The sequence below is a fragment of the Arthrobacter sp. 3Tela_A genome (assembly GCF_049311025.1).
GTDB lineage: Bacteria > Actinomycetota > Actinomycetes > Actinomycetales > Micrococcaceae > Arthrobacter_B.
The window spans coordinates 1-22,866 of sequence record NZ_JAXIOM010000060.1; the positions used below are offsets into that span (position 1 = coordinate 1).

Here is a 22,866-nt window from a genome sequence, read left to right on the forward strand (position 1 = left end):
GGCGAATACGGCGCCGGCGGCACCTCCATGATCCGCCGCGAAGCGATCGGCGTGATCGGTTCAATTTCACCGTGGAACTACCCGCTGCAGATGGCCGGCTGGAAGATCCTCCCCGCCATTGCCGCCGGCAACACGATTGTGCTCAAGCCCAGCGAACTCACCCCGGGCACGTCCCTGATCTTCGCCGAGGCAGCAGCCGCGGCAGGGATCCCGGACGGTGTCATCAACATCGTCACCGGCTCCGGCCCGGTCGCCGGCGAAGCGCTGGTGACCCACCCGGACGTTGCCATGACCTCCTTCACCGGTTCCACCGCCGTCGGCCGCCGGATCATGGCCATGGCCGCGCAGACCGCCAAGCGTGTGCACCTGGAGCTTGGCGGCAAGGCACCGTTCCTGGTCTTTGACGACGCCGACGTCGAAGCCGCCGCCCATGGTGCGGTGGCCGGTGCGATCATCAACGGCGGGCAGGACTGCACCGCAGCGACCCGCGCCTACGTCCAGGCCCCGCTGTTCGACGCCTTCACCGCACGGGTCGCCGAACTCATGGACGCCGTCGTCGTGGGGGATCCCACGGATCCGGACACGGACCTTGGCTCGCTGATCAGCCACGCCCACCGGGACAAGGTGGCCGGGTTCGTGAACCGGGCCCGTGAATCCGGTGCCCGGATCCTGGCCGGCGGGGAAGCCCCCGGCGGCGACCTCGCCGCAGGCGCGTACTACCGTCCCACCCTGGTTACCGGTGCTGCGCAGGACTCGGAGATTGTGCAGGACGAGATCTTCGGTCCGGTGCTCACGGTCCTGCCGTTCAACTCCGACGAAGAGGGCATTGCCCTGGCCAATGACACCCCCTACGGGCTGGCGGCCTCGGCCTGGACCCGGGACCTGAACCGGTCCCTGCGGGCCAGCGAGGAAATCGCCGCCGGCTGCGTATGGGTGAACGACCACATTCCGATCGTGTCCGAAATGCCGCACGGAGGCTACAAGGCCTCCGGGTTCGGCAAGGACATGTCCGTGTACTCCTTCGAGGAATACACCAACGTCAAGCACGTGATGATGAGCCGCGATACTGCCGCCCACAAGGAATGGCAGGACACGGTCTTCAAGGAGCGCTGACCAGCTTTCAAAGAAAAGCGCCGCCCACCGCATCCCTTTTCCGGAGGTTTCCAATGATAGAAATCACCCGTACCGGTGCGCTGCGCTCGCCGGCTGCCGCCACCCGGGCCAGGTCCAGGCCTTGCCTGCGGGTGGGGGTGGTCCAGCACCGCTGGCAGCCCGACCCGGCGGCCCTGATGGCCGAACTCAATGACGGGATTGCCCGGGCAGCCGACCAGGGGGCCGCCGCTGTCTTCCTGCCCGAGCTGACCCTGTCCCGCTACCCGGCGGACACCTTCCCGGACGGGCCGCCGGCTGAACTGGCCGAAGACCTCACCGGCGGGCCGACCTTCGCTTTCGCTGCGGAGGCCGCCCGCCGGCACGACGTCTGCGTCCATGCCTCACTGTTTGAACGTGCCGACGCCGCGGACGGGCTGGGACTGAATACGGCCATCCTGGTTTCCCCCGACGGGCAGCTGCTGGGGCGGACCCGCAAGCTGCATATTCCGGCGTCGGAGGGGTATCACGAGGCACAGTACTTCCGGCCCGGCCCGGCCGCCGGAGATCCCTATCCGGTGCACGCCGTGGCCGAGCTGGACGGCGCCCGGCTGGGCCTGCCGACCTGCTGGGACCAGTGGTTCCCCGAGCTGGCGCGGCTCTATTCCCTGGGCGGAGCCGAGGTGCTGGTGTATCCCACGGCGATTGGTTCCGAACCGGACTTCCCCGATTTCGATACGCAGCCGCTGTGGCAGAAAGTCATTGTGGGCAACGCAATCGCCAACGGGCTGTTTATGGTGGTGCCCAACCGCTGGGGCAACGAAGGAAACCTGACCTTCTACGGATCTTCCTTCATCTGCGACCCGTACGGACGGATCCTGGTCCAGGCACCGCGGGATGAATCCGCCGTGCTGGTCGCGGACCTTGAGCTGGACCAGCGTTCCCACTGGCTGGAACTCTTCCCGTTCCTGGAGTCCCGCCGGCCGGAAACCTACGGAGCGCTCACGCAGACGGCGCAGAAACACCCATCCGCTCCTGCGGCAGAATCCGGACGGTCCCTCCAGCCGGAACGGGACCGGGTGGTTTTCTAGATTCCCAGCGAGGCCAGGTTCTGCTTCAGGGTCTCCGCCGAATTCTGCAGGAGCTGTGTCTCCCGATCGTCCAGGGGCATCTCCAGCATCTTGTACACCCCGCCCGAACCCACAATCGAGGGCAGGGAGAGCGCGACGCCGGAGATTCCGTGGACGCCGCGCAGCAGGGCCGAGACCGGAAGGACGGCATTTTCCGCCTGGAAGACCGCCTCCACGATCCGCACTCCGGCCAGGCCGATCGCGTAGTTCGTGGCGCCCTTGCCCTCGATCACCTTGTAGGCGGCGTTGACGACGTCGTCCGTGATGGACGCCAGCACTTCATCGGTGAAAACCTGGCGGCCGCTGATGGTCCATTCCCGGATCGGCACCGGGCCAATGGTGGCGCTGGACCAGACCGGGAACTCGCTGTCCCCGTGTTCACCGATGATGGTGGCGTGCACGCTGCTCATCAGCACATGTGCCATCCGTGCCACCAGCAGGCGCAGCCGTGACGTGTCCAGCACCGTGCCGGAGGAGAAGATGCGGTTCGGCGGCAGCCCGGCGATTTTCTGCGCCGCCACGGTGAGGATGTCACACGGGTTGGTGACCAGGATGTAAACGGCCTCGGGCGCCTGTTCCATCAGCTGCGGCATCAGGGTTTCCATGATCCGCACGTTGGCGGCCGCCAGGTCCAGCCTGCTCTGGCCCGGCTTCTGGCGGGCGCCGGCGGTCACGACAATCACGTCTGACCCGGCCAATGCCTCAATCCTGCCGCCGCCGGCCACGGTGTTCGCGCCGGTGAACTGGGTGCCGTGGGACAGGTCGAGGGCCTCTGCCTCGGCCCGCGTGGCGTCAATGTCATAGATGACGATTTCCCGTGCCGCTTCACGGATCAGGGCGGCGTAGGCCAGCGCCGTGCCGACGCTTCCTGCCCCGACGATCCCGAGCTTGGTGACTGGTCTGGTGGTGATGTTGGCCATGACGTAGAGCCCCGCTCACAGTAGGAGAATCCCCCTACATGGCACTATAGATTCCGATCCGCGGCCACGGAACGGTTGCCTGTGCAGCCCCCGGTTCAGTCCGCAAAACGGCTGAGGAAGGACTCCTTGGACCGCTGGATGTGGGCACGCATCAGCTCCTGGGCCTGCAGCGCAGAGCCCGCGTCCACCGCTGCCAGGATGGGCCGGTGCTCAGCCCAGGAGTCCCGTCCGCGGAACCCCACGTCGGAGGCGTAGAGCCATTCGATCTTGCCGGCCAGCTGGGCCAGCAGAGCCTGCAGGGAGGCACTGTCCGCCAGTTCCGCGATCCCGGAGTGGAAGCCCAGGTTCAGCTCCGGCAGGGCGTCCAGCCGTCCCTCCGCCGCGGCGGAATCCCCGGCGGCCAGGACCTCCCCGCGCCGCCGGCGGGCCGCCCACCAGTCCGGATCCGGGGTGCCGGCTGAGGCCTGCCGCGCGGCCCGCTCAGCCGCGCGCCGCGCCGTCGCGCCTTCCACGGCCATCCGGACGTCGAACAGGTCTCCGGCTTCCCCGGGTTCCAGCCGGGCCACCCGGGATCCGGCGTACGGGCGGGATTCAACAAAACCTTCGGCGGCCAGGGCCCGCAGCGCTTCACGCACCGGCACCCGGGAGGAGCCGTACCGGGCAGCCAGCGCGGCCTCGGTGATCTTGGCTCCCGGTGCCAGGACGCCGCGGATAATGTCCTGCCGGATCCGGGTGCTGATGCCCGGTTCGCCGGCCGGCTCAGCGGCCGGCGGCATAGCCCTGCGCCCCACGCGGATTGGCTGCTGCCATCAGCACGCCGGTCTGCGGGTCGCGTACCACTGCGGAGAGACGGCCCAGCGCCCAGTCCCCCGCCCGGGTCACTGCGTGGCCGCGCTCGGCGAGCGCCTCGATGACCTCGGTGCCCAGCCGGTCTTCGACGACGGCGCCGCCCGGGGTCCAGGTGCGCGGCCAGAAGGAGCCGGGCAGGGAAGTGGTGTGGAAGGCCGGGGCGTCTATGGCCTGCTGCGGGGTGTAGCCGCCCACGATGGTGCGCAGCAGGTAGAGCAGCTGCCACTGGTCCTGCTGGTCACCGCCGGGTGAGCCAAGCGCGGCAACCGGCTGCCCGTCCTTCAGGACCAGGGTGGGAGTCAGCGTGGTCCGGGGCCGCTTTCCGGCCTGCAGGGTGGACGGCGCACCCTCTTCCAGCCACGTCATCTGCAGCCGGGTGCCGAGGCAGAAACCCAGTTCCGGAATGGCCGGGGAGGACTGCAGCCACCCGCCGGACGGAGTCACCGAGACCATGTTGCCCCAGCGGTCCACCACGTCCACGTGGCAGGTGTCCCCGCGGGTTTCCCCGGTGGGTGAGACGGTTGGTTCCCCAGTCCCGTCGGCCGTCCCGGCGCCGCCGCCTGCCAGTGCCGGCGGCACGTATTCGGTGCGCAGCGGGGGCTGGAACGGGCTGTGGCCGGGCACATGCCCGGGGCGGAAGTCCAGCGACGCCAGCGGCGTGATCTGTTCCCGGCGCTGCGCCGCGTACTCTTCGCTCAGCAGATACTCCAGCGGCACGTGGCTGTCTCCGTAGTACGCCTCGCGGTCAGCGATCGCGAGTTTCTGCGCCTCCAGGATGGTGTGGATGCCGAGTTCGGTGGAGGGGTCAAGGTATTCGTCGGCGAATCCGTCCAGGATCGCGAGGGTCTGCAGCAACGCCGGCCCCTGGCCCCAGGGCCCGGTCTTGGCGATGGTGTAGCCGCGGAATTCGAACGTAACGGCCGGCTCATACCCGGCTTCGGAGCCGGCAAAGTCCGCCGCCGTGATGACTCCGGCGTGGTCCGTTCCGGAGGAGTGGCGGTGCGGTTTGGCGGCGAAGTCTGCTGCCGTCTGGGCCACGAACCCCGAGCTCCATTCCCGGCGGGCGGCGTCGATCCGATCCTCCCGCGTGTCTGCCGTGTCCCCGGCTGCGGCGAGCCGCTGGAGCACATCGGCGTAGGCGGGGTTCTTGATCATTTCGCCTTCTGCCGGCGGCCGGCCTTCGGGCATCCACAGCTGCGCGGAAGTGGGCCAGTGTTCCTCAAAGAGCCGGGCCACCTGCCCTACCGTCCGGCCGACCTGGGCCAGCACGGGGTGCCCGTTCCGGGCGTAGCCGGCGGCGTAGGCCAGCACGTCCCCCAGTTCCCAGGTGCCGTGGTCGCGCAGCAGCAGCAGCCAGGCGTCGACGGCGGCGGGAACGGCAGCCGCGAGGGCGCCCGATCCCGGGACCAGTTCCAGTCCTTCGGCCAGGTAGTGTTCGCGGGTGGCAGCTGCCGGCGCGCTCCCCTGGCCCATCAGGACCACCGGTTCGGACGGGTTCTCCGCGGTGGCGAAGACGCCGGTGAGGTCACCGCCGGGGCCGTTGAGGTGCGGTTCAACGACGTGCAGAACGAACCCGGCTGCCGCGGCGGCGTCGAACGCGTTGCCGCCCCGTTCCAGCACTGACTGCGCGGCGGCCGTGGCCAGCCAGTGCGTGGACGCGCTCATCCCGAACGTTCCCTGCAGGGTGGGTCTGGTGGTGAAGGGGCCGGGGGCGGTGAAGGACATGGCTTCGCTTTCGTTCGATGCGGTGGCGATGCGACGCGTTACGAACCAAATTGAATACAAAACCCACGCCTCAGTCTGTTTCGTATACATTAGGCGGGATTACCTAGGAAAGGGAAGCCCATGAAACGCCTCAATTCCGTGCCCACCGAGCGGGTGCATCTGTGGTTGATGCTGGCGCTGACCTTCTCCACCGGGGTGATCGACGCCGTCGGCTATCTCGGTCTGGATAACGTCTTCACCGGGAACATGACCGGCAACGTGGTGCTCCTGGGCATGGCCTTTGCCGGCGGTGCAGACCTGCCGATCCTGCGCCCGGCCCTGGCCCTGGTGTTCTTTATGCTCGGCGCCGCACTGGCCGGTCGGATGCTTCGCCGCGGACCGGAAGGATGGTCCGGGCGCATATCCGCGGCACTGATGCTCGTGGCCTCCGGGATTACGGCCCTGGCTGTGTTCACCGCGGTGGTGGACGTGCAGGCGAACGACGTTCTCGGCAGCATCACCACCTCGTCCATGGCCACGCTGATGGGCATCCAGGCGGCAACGGCCAAGCGGTTGAAGGTCGCTGAGGTGACCACCGTCGTCGTCACCTCCACGATTACCGGGCTGGCTTCGGATTCGCGGCTGGCCGGCGGAGACGGGAAATTCTGGGCACGCCGGGCGCTGGCAATTGCGCTGATCCTGGCCGGAGCCGTGGCCGGTGCCGCCGCCCTGAATGTGGGCCTGTGGCTGGGACTGGCTTTCTCGGCTGCGATTTCCACGGCGGTGGCCGTGTTCGGCTACGTGCGCCACCACCGCGAGACCCGCGCCGTGGCCTGACACCGCTGCAGGAAGGAGCACACGGGTTTACAGTGGTGGCCATGCTGGAGCAGAAAACCGGGGACTGGACCCCTGTGCGCACGCGGCGGCTGCTGCTGTGCCGGCCTGAGGCACGGGATGAGGCAGCGGCGGTGGAGCTGCACACTGACCCGCGCACCAACGTGCACCATCCGGTGCCTTCCACCGTCACCCGGGCGTCCTCGGCCCGCACGTTCCACGAGATCCGGCAGCACTGGTACCGCCACGGCTTTGGTGTCTGGGCAGTCTTTTCACCGGAAGAACCCGGCCGGCTGATTGGCTTCACCGGGGTTTCGCACCGCATCATCCGGGGCCGGCCGGCCCTGAACCTCTACTACCGCTACTCCCCCGAGGTTTGGGGCCAGGGGCTGGCGACCGAAGGAGCCCTGGAGGCAGTGCGCCTGGCCGGGGACCTGTTGCCCGGGCTGCCGGTGGTCGCCTACACGTCGGTGGACAACATCGGTTCCCAGCGCACGGCCCTGGCTGCAGGACTGGAGCGCCGCGAGGACCTTGACGTGGACCGGGGCGCCTATCTGGACATCTATCTCGCCAAGGGCTGGTAGCGCTCCTACTCTGGAAACAGCGCTTTTTCCGTCACTCCCGAAGCCAGTCTCCGGCCCCGCTGCCGCTTTCCTCCGCAGCCCGGGCCCCAGCGGCGCAAGGCACGGAGGGTCCCATGGAGAGCTTCACCCCCACCACCGATGCGGTCGGATCCAGCGTTGCACTCTCCGCACTGCTCGCGCTGGTGCCGCTGCTGGTGTTCTTCCTGCTGCTGGCCTTCGCGAAGACCAAGGCGTACATCGCCGGAGCGTGGGCGCTGCTCACCGCCCTGGTGATCGCCGTCGTCGGCTTTGGCATGCCCGTGGGGCTGGCCGTACTGTCCGCGACGCAGGGTGCGGCGTTTGGCCTGTTCCCGGTGGTGTGGATCATCATCATGGCGGTCTGGCTGTATGAGGTGACGGTGCGCAGCGGGCGGTTCGAGGATCTGCGCCGGGTCTTTGACCGGGTAGGCGGCGGAGATCTGCGGGTTCAGGCGATCCTGGTGGCGTTCTGTTTCGGCGGGCTGCTGGAGGCGTTGGCGGGGTTTGGTGCGCCCGTCGCGATCACAGTGACCATGCTGCTGGCACTCGGGATCGCCCCGGTCCGCGCCGCCACGGCCGTGCTGGTCGCCAACACAGCCCCCGTCGCCTTCGGCGCACTGGCCATTCCCATTACGACGGCGGCAAACCTCACCAGCTACACCGGAGACGAGATTGGCGCCGTCGTCGGCCGGCAGACTCCGCTGCTGGCCTTCCTCATCCCGCTGGTGCTGCTCTTTATCCTGGACGGGCGGCGCGGGCTGCGGGAGTGCTGGCCGGTGGCACTGTTTACCGGCGTCGTATTCTCCGTGTTCCAGTTCCTGTGCTCGAACTACTTCTCCTACGAGCTCACGGATATTGTGGCGTCCCTGGTCGCGATGGTGGGCGCCGTCGGGTTCCTGCGCTTCTGGCATCCGGGCGGCGGAGAGCAGGCAGCCGAGCGGATGCAGGGCGAACTTGCCGCCGCCAAGTCCGCGGGCTGGACACCGGCCGGCGGCGGACAAGCTGAAGTCGGCAGTGCGGCCACGGATACTGCGACAGATGCGCTGACCCCCTCGCGGGCCTGGATGGCGCTCTTTCCGTATGTCCTGGTGATTGTGGTTTTTGGGTTCGTCAATCTGTGGACGCTGGGCATCAACGTCCCTGAGGTGCTGGCGCGGACCAGCATAGAGATCCCCTGGCCGGTGCTGCACGATGCCCTGCTCGATGCCAGCGGCGAGCGGCTGTCCTCCACGGTCTACAACTTCGAATGGCTGATCAGTCCCGGAACCCTACTGCTTATCAGCGGACTCATCGTTGCCGCCGTCTATTCACGTTTTGATGACAAGGGACGGTATCCGCTCAGCATGGGCGGCGCGGTGAGGGAAATCTGGACGACTGCCCGCCGGATGACGTCCGCGGCGCTGACCATCCTGGCCGTCCTGGCCCTGGCCTACGTTATGAACAACTCCGGACAGACCGTCTCGATCGGCACCTGGCTGGCAGCGACCGGCGCGTTCTTCGCGTTCCTCTCGCCGGTGCTGGGCTGGATCGGCACCGCCGTTACCGGATCGGACACCTCCGCCAACGCCCTGTTCGCGCGGCTGCAGGAAACGGCCGGTGCCGCCGCCGGGCTGGATCCGAAACTGATGATCGCAGCCAATACCGGCGGCGGTGTGATGGGCAAGCTGATTTCCCCGCAGAACCTGGCCATCGCGGCCGCGGCGGTGAACATGAGCGGGCAGGAGTCCGTGCTGCTGCGCAAGGTCTTCGGCTGGAGCGTGGCCCTGCTGCTGGCGCTGTGCGTGATCGTGTTCCTGCAGTCCACGCCGGTGCTCAGCTGGATGCTCCCCTAGCCGCCGAGAGGCCAGTTACGGCTCTTTTGAGCGCTGAAACGAGCCGTAACTGGCCTCTCGGCGGGAGGGTCGTGGCTAGTAGCTGGCGGGAGTGGAACCGGACGGCTCGGAGCCCTGCGGCAGGAACTTCGCGGCCAGCGCCTCCGAAGCGCGGGCGAGCATCGCTACATCCGCACCCACGGCGATGAAGTCCGCTCCGGCGTCGAGGTAGCGGCGGGCCGTAGCTTCCACGAAGGCATTCACGCCCACGGGCACACCGAGTTCGTTGGCAACGCGGATGCAGTGCTCGACGGCGCCGGCCACCTCCGGGTGGTCCTGCTGGCCCAGATGCCCCATTGAGGCGGCGAGATCCGAAGGGCCGATAAAGATGCCGCTCACGCCTTCGGTTCCGGCGATCTCCGCCACGTTGGCCACGGCTTCGGCGGTTTCAACCTGCACCAGCAGCGTGATGGTCTCTTCGGCCCGCTGCAGGTATCCCTCGATCCGGTTCCAGCGCGACCCCCGCGCCAGAGCACTGCCGACGCCGCGGACCCCGTGGGGCGGATACCTCACGGCGGCAACTGCCTGTGCGGCCTGCTCCGCGTTGTCCACCATGGGGACGATCAGGTTCTGGACCCCCAGGTCCAGGTACTGCTTGATCATCACGGTGTCATTGGCGGGAACCCGGACCACCGGGTGAATCGGATAAGCAGCAACCACCTGCAGCTGGGTGCTGATGGACTCCAGGGAGTTGATGCTGTGCTCGCCGTCGATCAGCAGCCAGTCAAAGCCGGATCCGGCGCAGATTTCGGCAAGGAGCGGGTTTCCGGTGCAGGCCCACATGCCCACCTGCGCCCGGTGTCCGTTGCCCAGGACGGATTTGAAGTCGGCGGAAGGTTCTACTCGAAACGGCATGTCACTGACCCCAGCTGTCCGTAGTCGGCATGGACGGTGTCACCCTTGTGCACCCACATGGGGCGGGTGAAGGAACCGGCCAGGATGATTTCACCGGCGCCGAGGCCGGCACCGTGTGCGGCGATCTTGTTTGCCAGCCAGTAGACGCCGGCGGCCGGGTGATTCAGCACGCCTGCTGCCACGCCGGTTTCCTCGATGGTCTGGTTCTTGTACAGCAGGGCGGAGATCCAGCGGAGATCGACCTCGTCCACCTTGACCGGGCGCCCGCCCACCACCATGGCGCCCATGGCCGCGTTGTCCGCGATGGTGTCCACAATGGTGCGGCCTTCCATCTCGATCCGGGAGTCCAGGATTTCAAGCGCCGGAACCACATACTCCGTGGCATCCAGGACGTCGAAGATGGAGCAGTTCGGGCCGGAGAGCGGCTTGCCCAGCACAAAGGCCAGCTCCACTTCGATGCGCGGATGCGTGTAGGCATCCCACTGCACGGTGCAGCCGTTCTCCAGGATCATGTTGTCGAAGATGACGCCGTAGTCCGGCTCGGTGATCCCGGTGGCATCCTGCATGGCCTTGGAGGTCAGGCCGATCTTGCGGCCGGCCAGCTTCCGTCCCTGCTCCTGCATCCGGCTGCTCCACAAGGCCTGCACGGCGTAGGAGTCTTCAACGGTCATGTCCGGATACCGCGCGGTCAGGCGGGGTACGGGGGTGCGGTTGGCACCCGCCGCCACCAGCTCATCGGCGATCTTTTTTATGGTCTGTTTATCGAGCACGCTTTACTGCACCACTTTCGGGGGAACACTGGTCCGATCCTTACGGCTGAAATGGATTGTATATGATCCAGGACACATTCCCGTGAAAAAGTAGCGGCTCCATTACGCTGAGAATGTGCCTTTCCACCCTGCCCTCAAACTGCGTCCCCTCCCGACGGCGGCGGCTGCTGCTGCGGCTGCCGCGGGCGCTGCCTTCTGGCTGACCCCGTGGCCGGCAGCCCTGCTGATCCGGGGCGTCTTTTACCGCGGGGCACAGCAGCTGGTGCGCCAGATGCGCCCCCATGCCCCCGCAGTGAGCGAGCACCTGGGCTTGGACTATGAGGCCGACGGCGGCACCCGGCAGCTGGACCTCTTCCTTCCCCCGGGCCACACGCCGCAGGACCCGAGCATCCCGGTGATCGTCTGGGTGCACGGCGGCGCCTGGATTTCCGGATCGCGCCATGATGTGGCCCCGTACCTGCGGATGCTCGCCGCCCGCGGATACGCCGCCGTCGGGGTTGACTACTCGGTGGCCCCGGGGAGCCGTTACCCGCAGGCGCTGCATGAACTCGACGCCGCAGTGGCCTTCCTGCAGAAACGGGCCGGCAGCTACGGACTGGACATGGAACGGGTGGTCCTGGCCGGGGATTCCGCAGGCGCGCAGCTTGCCTCCCAGCTCAGTGCTGCCGTGACCTCCCCCGCGTACGCCGCTGCACTGGGGTTCACCCCGGCCCTTCCGGCCGGCCACCTCCGCGCGGCGGTCCTGCACTGCGGCGTCTACGATCTGGAAGCTATGGGCCGGCTTACGGGCATCCTGGGCTGGGGCTTCCGGACAGCCCTCTGGGCCTACACCGGCAGGCGTCGGTTTGCCGGCAGTGCCGCCGCGAAGCAGATGTCAGTCATTTCCAACGCCACCGGGGCGTTTCCGCCGGCGTTCATCAGCGGAGGAAATGGAGACGGGCTGACCCTGCAGCAGTCGGTGCCCTTCGCCGACCGGCTCCGGGAACTGGGTGTGCCCGTGACTGCCAGATTCTGGCCGCAGGACCTCTCGCCTGCCCTGCCGCATGAAGCCCAGTTCCATTTTTCCCGGCCGGAAGCACGTGCTGTCCTCGAAGAGACGGCAGCGTTCCTGGATACCGTGATTGCCCGCCCGGCCGATCGACCGCCCGTTTAGCCAAACACGCCAAACACAAGGAAACGTAAATGCGCAGAGTCCTCCTGATCATCCTTACCGCTTTCCTGGCCCTGGCTGTCCCGGCATCTCCGGCCTCCGCCGTCGAGCCGGTGGACATTGTCGTTGAGGACACTGCCGGCGTCCTGGATCAGAACACTCTGCTTCCGGCCCTCGAGGAAATCCAGTTCCGCGACCCGACGACCGTTGCGATCTACACCTACCGCGGTGACCCGAACGCCGAGTACGAGGATGGCGACACCGTCATGAATGAGGAGACCCTCCGCTTCGCCCGGGAGGAGCACCCGGAGTGGATCAGCGCTGACGGCCAGAAGTGGGCCGATGGGCTCTTCATCTTTACCCTGGACCCGGAAGGGCGCTGGATCGGCACCTACTTCGGTGAGGACCGGAAGGTTGAAAGCAGCGACGCCGCGCAGATCCAGGACGCAGCCAAGGAGCTGTTTGCAGACGCACAGTGGACAGACGGCACGATTGCCGGGGTGAAAGAGGCCGCGAAGCTGATCAACCGGCCCTGGTACCAGGACCCGTTCGTCTGGTTCCTGGGCGGCGCAGCCCTGCTGCTGGCCGGCGGCGTGTGGGTGGCTGTGGTGCTGGTGCGCCGCAGCCGGCTGAAGACCAACCGTGAGCTCATTGCGGCCGGCGAAAAGTCCTACGCCAGCGTCAGCATGGACCTGGACGCCACCGAACTGAATGCCCACACCATCCCCGAGACCTCCCGCTACGGCGCCAAGGTCCTGGAAGAGCACCGCACTTTCCGCACCCGCTACAACATGGCCACGGAGCTGGGGAACACCGTGCGGTCCTTCACGGACAAGGACCTCAAACGGTCCAGCGCACGCAAGCCGGTGGAGGAGTTCGCCGAGCTGGCAGCCGCGCTGGACGGCATCGACGACGTCATAGCGGACACCAACACCCTGCTGAACATGGGCCCGGGCTGGCAGGCGGCGTGGGACCGGCAGGCTGTCCCGCTGCTGGAGGAACTGGACAAGCTTGAAGACCTGTTTGAGAAGGACAAGACCGGCGGCTCCGCAACCGCTGCCGCACTGCTCGCGTTCCGGACTGAATGTGTTCGACGGCTGAAGTCTGCGGCAGCCGGGCTGGCAGACGGAACCGTTACTCCTGAGGCAGCCCTCGATGTCATCCGCGACTCCGGCCGGGAGCTCGCCGAGCTGCTGAAAAACCACTCCGAGACGGTCATTGAGAAGGCTGCGAAAGACAGTTCCGAAAAGAAACTGATGCGCGAAGCCCTGGAGAATGAGCGTACCCGCACCCGCCGCTACCGGAACGGCTACCGGCCCGGCATCCTGGACACTGCCTACCCGAACTATTTCTGGAGCGTGGCCTCCTTCAACGCCGGGGTGCAGACCGGCACCAGCAAGATCGAGTCCGCCCGCAGCTCCGCTTCCTCCGGATCATCCACCGGCTACGGCGCGAGCGGCGGCAGCTTCAGCGGTTCAGGCAGCTCGTCACGGTTCTAGGGTTCCGCTTTGCCGGTTCGGCCCGTTCCACCGGGCTCGGACCGCTCCGCCGGCCTGCGGACACTGCGGCCCGGACCGTGGACACCACACAGCCCGCTGGCTAGGGTGTTCGGCATGAACCCCGTGGACCCCGCCTCTTCACTGCTGGATGACTTCTCGCTGGAAATGACCGGGAAAGATGTTCCTGCCCTGGCTGAGGCGCAGGGTGTCCTGCCCGCCGGAACCCGGATCAATGTGACGTTCCTGGGCAACGAGGACCTGCCGATGCGACTGGCCGCCGCGGCAGCGGTCAGGGCCGCCGGACACATCCCGGTGCCTCACATTTCCGCCCGGCGGCTGGGGTCTGCGGCTGAGCTGGAGAAGTTCCTGGGCGCCCTGTCCGACGCCGGAGCTGTGGAGAACGTGTTTGTGGTGGCCGGGGATCCGGCCGAGCCAATGGGCCCGTACGCCGATTCGCTGGCCGTGATTGCCTCCGGGCTTCCGGCAGCCCACGGCGCCAGGCATATCAGTATCTCCGGATATCCGGAGGGCCACCCGGACATCGATGAACAGACCCTGTGGTCTGCGCTGGAACAAAAGCTGGCTGCGGTCCAGGAGCAAGGGCTGGAAGCGTCCATCATCACCCAGTTCGGCTTTGACACTGCCCCGGTGCTGGCCTGGTGCGAGGAGCTGCGCGGCCGCGGCATCACCGTTCCGGTGCGGATCGGAGTGCCGGGACCGGCCGGAATCAAGCGGCTGCTGGGCTACGCCCGCCGCTTCGGCGTGGGCACCTCCGCCTCCATCGCACAGAAATACGGTTTTTCACTGACCAACCTGCTGGGCACCGCGGGCCCGGACCGCTTCCTGCGCGACCTGGCCGCAGAACACGATCCGGGCCGGCACGGTGTGGTGCAGCTGCACTTCTACACCTTTGGCGGGCTGCGTCCCACCGCGGAGTGGGTACGCGGTTTCCGCGGCTATTAAACAGATCCGCTCCGCTTTGTAACCTTCGCTCCGCCGCGTGGCGGAGCGAAAAGCACAAAGCGGAGCGAACCCGAAGTTAAGTAAGACAGGGTGCTAGTCCTGGGGCAGGAGCTCCTCCATGTTGGGCAGTTCATCCACCAGACCCCGGTCCTGGGAAATCCGGGCCACTTCCTCGACCGATGCGCGGTTGACCTCGGTGGCGTACCGCGGAAGGGTCAGCTGCTCGATCACTTCAGGCTGCAGCGAGGTGTACGTGGGCAGCACTGCCCGCAGCTTGTCCGGGTTCTGTTCCGCGAATTCCTGCGAGGCAATCATCGCCCGGGTAAACTTCTCCACAATCTCCGGGTTCTCCTGCACATACTCATCCGAGGTGAAATAGACGGCCACGGTCAGGTCATCCACCGGCTCGGCATAGTTGGAGAACACCGGCACGGCGCCGTCTGCTCCGGCAATCGTCACAAAGGGCTCGACGGCGGCAATCGCGTCCACCGTCCCGGCCGCCAGCTGCCCGGAGAGTTCGGGGAACGGGATTTCAACAAACTCAATGCTCTCGTAGTCCCCACCGGCCTGCTTGACCGCCTCCGAGATGGTGGAGTCGGAAATGTTGTTCAGCGTGTTCACGCCGACCTTCTTGCCGGCCAGGTCCGTGACCGTCTTAATGCCCGAATCCGGCAGGGTCATGACGGAGGCAAAGTCTGCGTCGGTATCACCGGTGGAGCTGCCTCCGGGAGCAACCATCTTTACGGGCAGGCCCTTGGAACGGCCCACAATCATGGAGGTGATGTTGGAGAATCCGAAGTCCATCTGGCCCGCCGTGACCGCCGGGACGATCGCGGCCCCGCCCTGGGCCAGGGTGAGCGTAACGTCCAGGCCTTCGTCTTCGAACAACCCTTCCTGCACGCCCAGATAGATGGGTGCCACGTCCACGATGGGGATGACGCCTACTTCGATGGGAGTCAGTCCCTCAGCTCCCCCGGACGCGGAGGCGGATGCCGACTCCTCCCCCGATGTCAGCGATCCCGATCCGCAGGCCGTCAGGCCAAGCAGCGCCGCCGTTGCCGCTGCCGCCAGCAGTTTCCTCATGGTGTGCCTCTCGTTCGGGCACGGTCGAGCCGTACCGCAGATGTGATGCAGCCCACAATAACTATCCTGATAGGCATTGACTAGGCATCTGCTTTCCCCACCGCAAAGACCCTCGACTTACCTATGTCCATAGATATAGAGTCGGCGGCACCGGCTTTGGGCCGGATCCCCGTCCGACAGAAACAGAGGTTCACCGTGGCACCAAAGAATCTGCAGGAAGTCCTGGATGCGTCCGAGGGAGTCGTCGACCTGCTCCGGAACTCCCAGATCGGCGCGTACATTTACCCGGTCGTCGCACCCGAGTTCACCAACTGGCGCAGCGAGCAGCGCGCCTGGCGCGAAACCGCAGTGCTGTTCGACCAGTCCCACCATATGGACAACGTGTTCATCAAGGGCCCCGATGCCCTGAAGCTCATCTCCGACACGGCCATCAACTCGGTGGCAAACTTCCCCGTCAACAAAGCCAAGCAGTACGTGCCGACGACGCCGTCCGGCCACGTGATCGGCGACGGCATCCTCTTCCACCAGGAAGAAGACGAATACGTCTACGTCGGCCGCGCCCCGGCCGCGAACTGGCTGCTGTTCAACGCCGAAACCGGTGGGTACAACCTGGAGATCGAGGTGGACCGCCGCTCGCCGTCGCGCCCCATGGGCAAGCCGGTGAACCGGCGCTACTGGCGGTTCCAGATCCAGGGCCCCAATGCCTGGGACATCATCGAGAAGGTCAACGGCGGCTCCCTGGAGCAGCTGAAGTTCTTCAATATGGACACCATGAGCATCAGCGGTGAACGGGTCCGTACGCTCCGGCACGGTATGGCAGGTGCGCCCGGCCTGGAAATCTGGGGCGACTATGCCTCCTACGACAAGGTCCGCGACCGGCTTATGGAAGCCGGCGCCGAGTTTGGCATGGCCGCCGTGGGGGCACGCGCGTACCCCTCGAACACACTTGAATCCGGCTGGATTCCTTCGCCGCTGCCTGCGGTCTACACCGACGAACGGCTGCGGCCGTACCGCGAATGGCTGGGGTCGGACAGCTATGAGGCGACCAACGCCGTCGCCGGCAGCTTTGTCTCCGAGGACATCGAGGACTATTACCTCACTCCCTGGGAACTGGGCTACGGCTCCTTCGTGAAGTTCGACCATGACTTCATTGGCCGCGAGGCACTCGAGGCCATGGATCCGGCCGCGCAGCGCCGCAAGGTGACCCTCGCCTGGAACCCGGAGGACCTGGGCCGGATCTTCACCTCGCAGCTGGACACGGAGCAGACGCCGTACAAGTATTTCGACCTGCCGCTGGCCAACTACGGGTCCTCGAACTACGACTCAGTGATCGACGCCGACGGCAACGTGGTGGGTGTTTCAATGTTCACCGGCTACTCGGCCAATGAGCGCCGCGGCCTGTCCCTGGCAACGGTGAACCCGGATGTGCCTGAGGGCAGCGAGCTGCGGGTGGTCTGGGGTGAGCCCGACGGCGGCACCGCCAAGACCACGGTGGAGCCGCACCGCCAGCTGGAGGTGCGCGCGGTGGTTAGCCCGGTCCCGTATTCCGAGACCGTGCGGAAGGACTACAAGGGCGGCTGGCGGACCGGATACACCGGAGCCTAGGCCGCACTGAACCCCAAAACTGATCCTCGAAGGAGGCCGGTCCCCCCAACGGTCCGGCCTCCTTCGGTTTAGCTGTGCCGGTTTAGTGTGAACCGGTTCAGCTGCGAACGATGATGACGTCCAGGGTGCGAGGACCGTGTACGCCTTCGACTCGTTCAAGCTCAATGTCGCTGGTGGCGCTCGGCCCGCGGGCCCCGGGGAGGCGGGGGGGGGGGGGCCCGGGGCCCCCCGCCCCCCGGCCCGGGCCCGGGTGCCGTCCAGGCGCCGCAGCGCCTCCGGAAGGATCATGGTGATGTCCGAGGCCCGCACCACACACACGTGGTGGTCCGGGATCAGGGAGATGGCGCGCCGGCCCATGCCTTCGCTGCCGTCCAGGATGATAGTTCCGGTTTCAGCCACGGAAACCGCGCTGCCGGTGACGACGGCGGCCGTGTTGTCCAGTTCCGTGACGCTGAGCGGCTCGGTGCGGGAGTCGTTGCGCCGCCGGCCTGCTCCGGCTGCTTCGGCCTCGTCCAGCCAGGTTTCCTCGATCCCGGCGGGCACCACGTAGCTGGCGGCGCCGTCGAGCAGTTCCGCGATCCGGGGCCCAACGCCGGCCTCGTCCACCACGGTGACCCCGGCTTTGTAGTCCTCGAGCCGGTCCACCAGCACGCTGATGCGTTCGGCCTCGGGGGCGTCGACGGCGGTGCGGTAGGTGCGGGGCACCTCCGGGACAGCGGGTGCGTCCTTCAGGGCGCCGCGGAGGCGTTCCAGGATTTCTTCACGTGCGCTCATGCCTGGTTTTCCCCCTGGTTCGCTGTGCCGGCGGCCGGCCTGCTGTCCTCGTGCTCCTTGGCCCACCAGTCCCGGAAGGACTGGGCGGGCGGTGCCGGAATGTCCCGGCTTTGTGTCCAGCCGGCGGCAATGCCGGGCAGCTTGGTGATCTTGCGCTTCCGCCCGGCAGCCAGCTTGCCCAGCGGCAGGCCCTTCTCCAGCAGGCCCAGGTTCCGGCCGCGGGAGAACGCCCAGGAGGCACCCTTCATCAGCAGGTCCATCTGGGTGGGAACCTTCTTGGCGCGCTTGCTCTCCACATCCACGGAACGAAGGTGGACCAGGATCTCCGGAATGTTGATCTTCACCGGGCAGGCGTCGTAGCAGGCACCGCACAGTGAGGAGGCGTAGGGCAGGGAGCTGTTTTCCTCACTCTTGATGCCGGTCATCATCGGGGAGAGGATCGCACCGATCGGGCCCGGGTAGGTGGAGCCGTAGGCGTGCCCGCCGGTGCGCTCGTAGACCGGGCAGACGTTCATGCAGGCGCTGCAGCGGATGCAGTGCAGGGCCGAGCGGCCCATTTCATCCGCCAGTGCGGCGCTGCGGCCGTTGTCCACCAGCACCAGGTGCACGTTCTGCGGACCATCACCCTCGGTGACTCCGGTCCACAGCGAGGTGTAGGGGTTCATCCGTTCCCCGGTTGAGGACCGGGGAAGCAGCTGCATAAAGACTTCCAGGTCACTCCAGGCCGGCAGCAGCTTCTCCACGCCCATCACGGTGATCAGTGTTTCCGGCAGCGTCAGGCACATGCGCCCGTTGCCCTCAGATTCAACGACGGCCAGGGTACCGGATTCGGCAATGGCGAAGTTCGCGCCGGAAATGGCGACCTTGGCGGAGAGGAACTTGCGCCGGAGGTGGGAGCGGGCGGCCTCGGCCAGTTTGGCCGGCTCATTGGTGAGCTCCGGATCCACGCCCGGCATCTCACGCAGGAAGATTTCCCGCACCTGGGAGCGGTTCTTGTGGATCGCCGGCACCAGGATGTGGCTGGGCTTGTCATGGTCCAGCTGGACGATCAGTTCCGCGAGGTCGGTTTCGAAGGCTGCGATGCCCTGCTCTTCGAGGTACTCGTTCAGGCCAATTTCCTGGGTGGCCATGGACTTGACCTTGACCACCTCCTCCACGTTCTCGGCGCGGATCAGGTCGCGGACAATCTCGTTCGCTTCGTCTGCGTCACGGGCCCAGTGGATGATGCCGCCGCGGGCGGTGAAGTTCTTTTCGAACTCCTCCAGCAGCTCGGGCAGCCGCGCCATGACGGATTCCTTGACGGCGCTGCCGGCGTTGCGCAGGTCTTCCCAGTCCGGCAGTTCACCGACGACGCGCAGGCGCTTGTCCCGGATGGTGTGCGTGGCGTGTTCCAGGTTGGCACGAAGCTGGGCGTTGCCCAGTTCCCGGCGTGCCGCCGTCGGAAAGGAGTCGACGGCGTTGAGGTTGCCCCGGCCGTACACCGGCAGGGTGGGCATGCCCAGGTAAGTGCTCATCGGACAGCCTTTCCGCTGACCAGGACGTCCCCGGTGATGGACACCGGGTTCTCCTTGGTGCTGGCGAGGATCTCGGCGAAGTGCAGGGTGGTGACGTCGCTGCCCTCGCGGGAGAGTCCGCCGCCGATGTGCAGCAGGCAGGACGCGTCACCCCCGGAGCACAGCGAAGCGCCGGTGGCTTTGATGTTGGCTGCCTTGTCTTCAAGCATCGCGGAGGAAACGTCCGCGTTCTTCAGCGAGAAGGTTCCACCGAAGCCGCAGCACTGGTCTGCCTGCGGGAGCTCGGCGACTTCAATCCCGCCCACGCTCTGCAGCAGGTTCAGCTGCCGGTCGCCCAGGCGAAGGAGGCGCATCCCGTGGCAGCTGGGGTGGTAGGTGATCTTGTGCGGGAACCAGGAACCGAGCTGCTCGGCAGCGTTGGTGATGCCCAGGACGTCGGTCAGCAGTTCGGAGAGTTCGTAGGTCCGGGCGCCCACGGCCTCGGCCCGGGCTTCCAGATCCTTGTCCCCGGCAGAGCGGGCAACCATCGGGTGCTGGTGCTTCACCGAGCCGACGCAGGAACCGGAAGGTGCGACGGCGACGTCGTACCCTGCCGGGTCAAAGGCCTCAACGTGGTTGCGGACCACGGGCACGGCTTCGGGCAGGTAGCCGGAGTTGACGTGCATCTGGCCGCAGCAGGCCTGGCCGGACGGGAACACCACTTCGTGTCCCAGCCGCTCCAGAATGGAGACGGTGGCGCGGGCTGTCCGCGGATACATCGCATCCACGATGCAGGTGGCAAATAGTGCAATTCTCATGGGTGCCTCTCAGCGGGGATGCCCCGAAGCTCGTGTGGTCAGACCATACTAGGCACGTTGCGTGCAGCACACCAACCAACCCCGGGGCGGGTGGCCATGATCACACGCGGCGTGGAAGTGCGCTAGAGTTCCATGGTCTGACCATTGTGGTCTGACCAACTTCCCGTCAGTTCATACCCCCGGAGGTCCCCCGTGGATCACTTCACCGCCACCACTGATCCGGTGTTCGGCAGCGTTGCCGCATCCGCCATCGTGGCGCTTATCCCCCTGCTCACGTTCTTCATCCTGCTGGCCTTTGTGAAGGTTAAGGCCCACGTCGCTGGCGGGTTGTCACTGCTGGTGGCGATCGCCGTCGCCATCTGGGCCTTCAAGATGCCTGCCGGCTTGGCCCTGTTGTCCGCCTCCCAGGGCGCGGTCTTCGGCGCGTTCCCCGTGGTGTGGATCGTGATCATGGCGATCTGGCTGTACCAGGTGACCGTGGTGAGCGGGCGCTTTGAGGACCTGCGCCGCGTCTTCGACGTGATTGGCGGCGGCGACGTGCGCATCCAGGCGATCCTGGTGGCCTTCTGCTTCGGCGGCCTGCTCGAAGCACTGGCAGGTTTCGGTGCTCCCGTGGCCATCACCGCCACCATGCTGGTTGCCCTGGGCCTGAAGCCGATGAAGGCCGCGGCCGCAGTGCTGGTAGCCAATACCGCCCCGGTTGCCTTCGGCGCCATGGCCATTCCGATCACCACGGCCGCCAACCTCACGGGCCTCGACGCCGACCACATCGGTGCCGTTGTGGGCCGCCAGGCTCCGCTGCTCGCCGTCGTGGTTCCCCTGATCCTGGTCTTTATCCTGGACGGCTTCCGCGGCATCAAGGAAACCTGGCCCGCCGCCGTCGTGACCGGTGTTGCCTTCGCCGGAGCCCAGGTGCTGTGCTCCACCTTCTTCTCCTACGAACTGACCGACATCGTGGCGGCCCTCGCCGGCCTGGGTGCTGCCGTGGTGTTCCTGCGCTTCTGGCAGCCGCGCGGCCTGGAGGGTGCGCGGGTCCGCATGGGACTGCCTGCCATGGCCATGGCGGGATCCGGTGCCCCGGGTGCTGCTTCCGGTTCCGGCTCCGCTGGCGTGCGCGACGAAAACTCGCTGACCGGCTCCCGTACCTGGCTGGCACTGTTCCCGTACTTCCTGGTGATTATCATCTTCGGCATCGCCAAGCTCTGGAAGATCGGCGTGGACATTCCCGCTTTCCTCGCATCCACCGACATCAAGGTGCCGTGGCCGATCCTGCACGAACGTCTGGTGGACGCCGCCGGCGAGCCTGTTTCTTCCACGATCTACACCTTCAACTGGCTCTCCACTCCCGGCACGCTGCTGCTGATCACGGGCCTGATCGTCTCCTTCGTCTACTCCAAGTTCGACGACGGCGGCCGGTACAAGATGACCGTTGGCAACGGTGTGGCCGAAATTGGCCGCACCGTGTGGAACATGCGCTGGGCCGGTCTGACCATCCTGTCCGTCCTGTCCCTGGCGTACGTCATGAACTTCTCCGGACAGACGGTTTCGATCGGAACCTGGCTGGCCGGAACGGGTGCGTTCTTCGCGTTCCTCTCCCCCGTGCTCGGCTGGGTGGGTACGGCCGTCACCGGCTCCGACACCTCCGCCAACGCCCTGTTCGCGCGGCTGCAGCAGACCGCCGGCCTTGAAGCCGGAATCGATCCCAACCTGCTGGTGGCTGCGAACACCACCGGCGGCGTCGTGGGCAAGCTGATCAGCCCGCAGAACCTGGCAATTGCCGTGACCGCGGTGAAGCTGGACGGCCAGGAATCGGTCCTGCTGCGCAAGGTGGTGGGCTGGAGCGTGGCCCTGCTGCTGGTGCTCTGCACCGTCGTCTTCCTGCAGTCCACCCCGGTGCTGGGCTGGATGCTTCCGTAACGTCCGTAACCAGGAACGGGCGGCCCGGGAGATCCCTTTATGGTTCTCCCGGGCCGCCTTTTTGTTCCTGTGTGAACACCAAAACCGACCGCCCGCCGCGCCCGTGCAAGGATATTGCAGTGACCTCTCCTTCCCTCCCGCCCCGCCGCAGCTATGACCTGCTGCTGGAGAACATCGAAGCCGATCTCCGCTCCGGTGCCATCAAACTCGGCGACCAGCTGCCGGGTGAACGGACGCTGGCGGAAACCTACGGCATTTCCCGCGCCTCCGTCCGGGAAGGCATCCGGATCCTGGACGCCATGGGAGTGCTCCGCTCGTCCTCCGGATCCGGGCCCAAGTCCGGTGCGATTATCGTTTCCGAGCCCTCGGCCGGGCTTTCCTCAGCTCTCCGGCTGCACATGGCCAGCAGCCGGCTGTCCGTGGAGGACATCGTGGAGACCCGTGTGCTGCTTGAAACCTGGGCTGCCCAGGCTGCCGCCGGCGCCCCGGACAGCCCCGAGAAGCAGGCGGCTCTGGACCGCGCCCGCGACCTGCTCGAGGCCATGGACCGCCCCGACCTGGACCGGGACACCTTCCACACCCTGGACGCCCGCTTCCACGTGGAACTCAGCTCCCTGGCCGGCAACTCGGTCATTGAAACCATGATGGACTCGCTCAGCGGTGCAATCCGCGGCTACGTCAAAGACGCCATGGACAACTTCGACGACTGGCCCCGAATCCTCGCCGCCCTGCGCGAGCAGCACCACGGTATTTACGACTCCGTTGCTGCCCGCGACGGCGCGCTGGCCGCGGACCGGCTGCGCGAGCACATCACCTGGTTCTACGCCCAGATTCCCGCTGCGGAGGGGTAGGGCTCCCGGGCTTGGCTTGTTGCCGGGCCGGCTGGGCCCGGGCCTGGCTTATTGCCGTGCCCGGTTCCAAGCAGGCAGCCCGCCCAGCC

Annotated in this window: 19 protein-coding genes and 1 pseudogene; 11 read left to right on the plus strand and 9 right to left on the minus strand. The window is 66.7% G+C overall.

Annotated elements, in window-relative coordinates; genetic code table 11:
* Together TVC13_RS15020 and TVC13_RS15025 are read left to right on the plus strand one after the other, a co-directional pair.
* A partial coding sequence (locus TVC13_RS15020; RefSeq protein WP_422401991.1) for an aldehyde dehydrogenase family protein occupies positions 1 to 1,113 on the plus strand: 1,113 nt, incomplete at its 5' end.
* A 53-nt stretch (positions 1,114 to 1,166) separates the two neighbouring features.
* Positions 1,167 to 2,180 carry a nitrilase-related carbon-nitrogen hydrolase gene (locus TVC13_RS15025; RefSeq protein WP_422401992.1) on the plus strand — a complete coding sequence of 338 codons (1,014 nt, stop codon included), beginning with the start codon at positions 1,167 to 1,169 and terminating at the stop codon, positions 2,178 to 2,180.
* Here TVC13_RS15025 and TVC13_RS15030 read toward each other — a convergent pair.
* From TVC13_RS15030 to TVC13_RS15040, 3 genes are all read right to left on the minus strand, one after another.
* Positions 2,177 to 3,139, minus strand: a complete 963-nt coding sequence (locus TVC13_RS15030) for an L-lactate dehydrogenase (RefSeq protein WP_422401993.1) — start codon at positions 3,137 to 3,139, stop codon at positions 2,177 to 2,179. The two genes, TVC13_RS15025 and TVC13_RS15030, sit on opposite strands and share 4 nt — an antisense overlap.
* Positions 3,140 to 3,234: 95 nt before the next feature.
* Positions 3,235 to 3,930, minus strand: a complete 696-nt coding sequence (locus tag TVC13_RS15035) for a GntR family transcriptional regulator (RefSeq protein ID WP_422401994.1) — start codon at positions 3,928 to 3,930, stop codon at positions 3,235 to 3,237.
* The gene (locus TVC13_RS15040; RefSeq protein ID WP_422402009.1) at positions 3,899 to 5,713 is read right to left on the minus strand and encodes a gamma-glutamyltransferase family protein; all 1,815 of its coding nucleotides are present in this window, start codon (positions 5,711 to 5,713) and stop codon (positions 3,899 to 3,901) included. The genes TVC13_RS15035 and TVC13_RS15040 overlap by 32 nt, the downstream gene beginning before the upstream one ends.
* A gap of 120 nt (positions 5,714 to 5,833) precedes the next feature.
* Here TVC13_RS15040 and TVC13_RS15045 point away from each other — a divergent pair, with 120 nt between their 5' ends.
* From TVC13_RS15045 to TVC13_RS15055, 3 genes are all read left to right on the plus strand, one after another.
* Positions 5,834 to 6,529 carry a YoaK family protein gene (locus tag TVC13_RS15045; protein WP_422401995.1) on the plus strand — a complete coding sequence of 232 codons (696 nt, stop codon included), beginning with the start codon at positions 5,834 to 5,836 and terminating at the stop codon, positions 6,527 to 6,529.
* 41 nt (positions 6,530 to 6,570) lie between these two features.
* Positions 6,571 to 7,110, plus strand: coding sequence for a GNAT family N-acetyltransferase (locus TVC13_RS15050; RefSeq protein WP_422401996.1), 540 nt, complete (start codon positions 6,571 to 6,573; stop codon positions 7,108 to 7,110).
* A 113-nt stretch (positions 7,111 to 7,223) separates the two neighbouring features.
* Positions 7,224 to 8,960, plus strand: coding sequence for an L-lactate permease (locus TVC13_RS15055; RefSeq protein WP_422401997.1), 1,737 nt, complete (start codon positions 7,224 to 7,226; stop codon positions 8,958 to 8,960).
* A gap of 75 nt (positions 8,961 to 9,035) precedes the next feature.
* Here the strand turns inward: TVC13_RS15055 and TVC13_RS15060 are convergent, their stop codons facing one another.
* Together TVC13_RS15060 and hpaH are read right to left on the minus strand one after the other, a co-directional pair.
* Complete coding sequence (locus TVC13_RS15060) at positions 9,036 to 9,854, minus strand: aldolase/citrate lyase family protein (protein ID WP_422401998.1); 819 nt, start codon at positions 9,852 to 9,854, stop codon at positions 9,036 to 9,038.
* Complete coding sequence (hpaH, locus tag TVC13_RS15065; RefSeq protein ID WP_422401999.1) at positions 9,839 to 10,624, minus strand: 2-oxo-hept-4-ene-1,7-dioate hydratase; 786 nt, start codon at positions 10,622 to 10,624, stop codon at positions 9,839 to 9,841. The genes TVC13_RS15060 and hpaH overlap by 16 nt, the downstream gene beginning before the upstream one ends.
* A gap of 115 nt (positions 10,625 to 10,739) precedes the next feature.
* Here hpaH and TVC13_RS15070 point away from each other — a divergent pair, with 115 nt between their 5' ends.
* The 3 genes from TVC13_RS15070 to TVC13_RS15080 all read left to right on the plus strand — a co-directional run bounded on the left by TVC13_RS15070 (position 10,740) and on the right by TVC13_RS15080 (position 14,236).
* Entirely contained in the window at positions 10,740 to 11,777 is a 1,038-nt protein-coding gene (locus TVC13_RS15070; RefSeq protein WP_422402000.1) for an alpha/beta hydrolase, read from the plus strand.
* Positions 11,778 to 11,806: 29 nt separating this feature from the next.
* Entirely contained in the window at positions 11,807 to 13,273 is a 1,467-nt protein-coding gene (locus TVC13_RS15075; protein ID WP_422402001.1) for a DUF5129 domain-containing protein, read from the plus strand.
* Positions 13,274 to 13,387: 114 nt separating this feature from the next.
* Entirely contained in the window at positions 13,388 to 14,236 is an 849-nt protein-coding gene (locus TVC13_RS15080; protein ID WP_422402002.1) for a methylenetetrahydrofolate reductase, read from the plus strand.
* A gap of 93 nt (positions 14,237 to 14,329) precedes the next feature.
* On the opposite strand, the gene TVC13_RS15085 is transcribed toward TVC13_RS15080, so the two are convergent.
* Positions 14,330 to 15,319, minus strand: coding sequence for an ABC transporter substrate-binding protein (locus TVC13_RS15085; protein WP_422402003.1), 990 nt, complete (start codon positions 15,317 to 15,319; stop codon positions 14,330 to 14,332).
* A gap of 195 nt (positions 15,320 to 15,514) precedes the next feature.
* Between TVC13_RS15085 and ligM the strand changes: the two genes are divergently transcribed.
* Positions 15,515 to 16,924, plus strand: a complete 1,410-nt coding sequence (gene ligM / locus TVC13_RS15090; protein ID WP_422402004.1) for a vanillate/3-O-methylgallate O-demethylase — start codon at positions 15,515 to 15,517, stop codon at positions 16,922 to 16,924.
* Between the two features lie 312 nt (positions 16,925 to 17,236).
* Here ligM and TVC13_RS15095 read toward each other — a convergent pair.
* From TVC13_RS15095 to TVC13_RS15105, 3 genes and pseudogenes are all read right to left on the minus strand, one after another.
* Positions 17,237 to 17,698 (minus strand): annotated as a pseudogene (locus tag TVC13_RS15095) (LUD domain-containing protein); the annotation flags it as partial.
* The gene (locus tag TVC13_RS15100) at positions 17,695 to 19,212 is read right to left on the minus strand and encodes a LutB/LldF family L-lactate oxidation iron-sulfur protein (protein ID WP_422402005.1); all 1,518 of its coding nucleotides are present in this window, start codon (positions 19,210 to 19,212) and stop codon (positions 17,695 to 17,697) included. The gene TVC13_RS15100 and the pseudogene TVC13_RS15095, both read right to left, overlap by 4 nt.
* A complete protein-coding gene (locus tag TVC13_RS15105; protein WP_422402006.1) occupies positions 19,209 to 20,009 on the minus strand; it encodes a (Fe-S)-binding protein in 801 nt (266 codons plus the stop codon). The genes TVC13_RS15100 and TVC13_RS15105 overlap by 4 nt, the downstream gene beginning before the upstream one ends.
* Positions 20,010 to 20,201: 192 nt before the next feature.
* Here TVC13_RS15105 and TVC13_RS15110 point away from each other — a divergent pair, with 192 nt between their 5' ends.
* Positions 20,202 to 21,926, plus strand: coding sequence for an L-lactate permease (locus tag TVC13_RS15110; RefSeq protein WP_422402007.1), 1,725 nt, complete (start codon positions 20,202 to 20,204; stop codon positions 21,924 to 21,926).
* 119 nt (positions 21,927 to 22,045) lie between these two features.
* Entirely contained in the window at positions 22,046 to 22,777 is a 732-nt protein-coding gene (locus TVC13_RS15115; RefSeq protein WP_422402008.1) for a FadR/GntR family transcriptional regulator, read from the plus strand.
* Positions 22,778 to 22,866 lie beyond the last annotated feature (89 nt).

Coding starts and splice junctions, on each gene's coding strand:
- TVC13_RS15085 (WP_422402003.1), bottom strand. CDS start 15,319: ATGAGGAAACTGCTGGCGGCAGCGGCAACGGCGGCGCTGCTTGGCCTG.
- TVC13_RS15030 (WP_422401993.1), bottom strand. CDS start 3,139: ATGGCCAACATCACCACCAGACCAGTCACCAAGCTCGGGATCGTCGGG.
- TVC13_RS15040 (WP_422402009.1), bottom strand. CDS start 5,713: ATGTCCTTCACCGCCCCCGGCCCCTTCACCACCAGACCCACCCTGCAG.
- TVC13_RS15055 (WP_422401997.1), top strand. CDS start 7,224: ATGGAGAGCTTCACCCCCACCACCGATGCGGTCGGATCCAGCGTTGCA.
- TVC13_RS15060 (WP_422401998.1), bottom strand. CDS start 9,854: ATGCCGTTTCGAGTAGAACCTTCCGCCGACTTCAAATCCGTCCTGGGC.
- TVC13_RS15105 (WP_422402006.1), bottom strand. CDS start 20,009: ATGAGAATTGCACTATTTGCCACCTGCATCGTGGATGCGATGTATCCG.
- TVC13_RS15025 (WP_422401992.1), top strand. CDS start 1,167: ATGATAGAAATCACCCGTACCGGTGCGCTGCGCTCGCCGGCTGCCGCC.
- TVC13_RS15050 (WP_422401996.1), top strand. CDS start 6,571: ATGCTGGAGCAGAAAACCGGGGACTGGACCCCTGTGCGCACGCGGCGG.
- TVC13_RS15080 (WP_422402002.1), top strand. CDS start 13,388: ATGAACCCCGTGGACCCCGCCTCTTCACTGCTGGATGACTTCTCGCTG.
- TVC13_RS15045 (WP_422401995.1), top strand. CDS start 5,834: ATGAAACGCCTCAATTCCGTGCCCACCGAGCGGGTGCATCTGTGGTTG.
- TVC13_RS15100 (WP_422402005.1), bottom strand. CDS start 19,212: ATGAGCACTTACCTGGGCATGCCCACCCTGCCGGTGTACGGCCGGGGC.
- TVC13_RS15075 (WP_422402001.1), top strand. CDS start 11,807: ATGCGCAGAGTCCTCCTGATCATCCTTACCGCTTTCCTGGCCCTGGCT.